This is a genomic window from Bacillus sp. Medicinal_06 (genome assembly GCF_056711665.1).
Map to the genome: position 1 here is coordinate 1 of NZ_JBWYHD010000045.1, position 1612 is coordinate 1612.

Sequence of the window (1612 nt, forward strand, 5' to 3'; positions counted from 1 at the left end):
GTATGTTCTTTGAAAACTAGATAACAGTGTAGCTCATATTTTTTAATTTTAGTTTGGTTAAGTTAGAAAGGGCGCACGGTGGATGCCTTGACACTAGGAGTCGATGAAGGACGGGACTAACGCCGATATGCTTCGGGGAGCTGTAAGTAAGCTTTGATCCGAAGATTTCCGAATGGGGAAACCCACCATACGTAATGGTATGGTATCCTTATCTGAATACATAGGGTAAGGAAGACAGACCCAGGGAACTGAAACATCTAAGTACCTGGAGGAAGAGAAAGCAAATGCGATTTCCTGAGTAGCGGCGAGCGAAACGGAATCTAGCCCAAACCAAGAGGCTTGCCTCTTGGGGTTGTAGGACATTCTATACGGAGTTACAAAGGAACGAGGTAGACGAAGCAGTCTGGAAAGGCTCGTCACAGAGGGTAACAACCCCGTAGTCGAAACTTCGTTCTCTCTTGAATGTATCCTGAGTACGGCGGAACACGTGAAATTCCGTCGGAATCCGGGAGGACCATCTCCCAAGGCTAAATACTCCCTAGTGATCGATAGTGAACCAGTACCGTGAGGGAAAGGTGAAAAGCACCCCGGAAGGGGAGTGAAAGAGATCCTGAAACCGTGTGCCTACAAATAGTCAGAGCCCGTTAACGGGTGATGGCGTGCCTTTTGTAGAATGAACCGGCGAGTTACGATCCCGTGCGAGGTTAAGCTGAAGAGGCGGAGCCGTAGCGAAAGCGAGTCTGAATAGGGCGTTTAGTACGTGGTCGTAGACCCGAAACCAGGTGATCTACCCATGTCCAGGGTGAAGTTCAGGTAACACTGAATGGAGGCCCGAACCCACGCACGTTGAAAAGTGCGGGGATGAGGTGTGGGTAGCGGAGAAATTCCAATCGAACCTGGAGATAGCTGGTTCTCCCCGAAATAGCTTTAGGGCTAGCCTCAAGTGTTAGAGTCTTGGAGGTAGAGCACTGATTGAACTAGGGGTCCTCATCGGATTACCGAATTCAGTCAAACTCCGAATGCCAATGACTTATCCTTGGGAGTCAGACTGCGAGTGATAAGATCCGTAGTCAAAAGGGAAACAGCCCAGACCGCCAGCTAAGGTCCCAAAGTGTGTATTAAGTGGAAAAGGATGTGGAGTTGCTTAGACAACTAGGATGTTGGCTTAGAAGCAGCCACCATTTAAAGAGTGCGTAATAGCTCACTAGTCGAGTGACTCTGCGCCGAAAATGTACCGGGGCTAAATACACCACCGAAGCTGCGGATTGATACCTATGGTATCAGTGGTAGGGGAGCGTTCTAAGGACAGTGAAGTCAGACCGGAAGGACTGGTGGAGTGCTTAGAAGTGAGAATGCCGGTATGAGTAGCGAAAGACGGGTGAGAATCCCGTCCACCGAATGCCTAAGGTTTCCTGAGGAAGGCTCGTCCGCTCAGGGTTAGTCAGGACCTAAGCCGAGGCCGACAGGCGTAGGCGATGGACAACAGGTTGATATTCCTGTACCACCTCTTTATCGTTTGAGCAATGGAGGGACGCAGAAGGATAGAAGAAGCGTGCGATTGGTTGTGCACGTCCAAGCAGTTAGGCTGGTAAGTAGGCAAATCCGCTTACCG

Annotated in this window: 1 rRNA gene; it reads left to right on the plus strand. The window is 49.9% G+C overall.

Annotation, left to right across the window (positions count from 1 at the left end):
• Positions 1-55: 55 nt before the first annotated feature.
• Positions 56-1612: ribosomal RNA gene (locus tag AC1M36_RS28235) — 23S ribosomal RNA — on the plus strand; the annotation flags it as partial.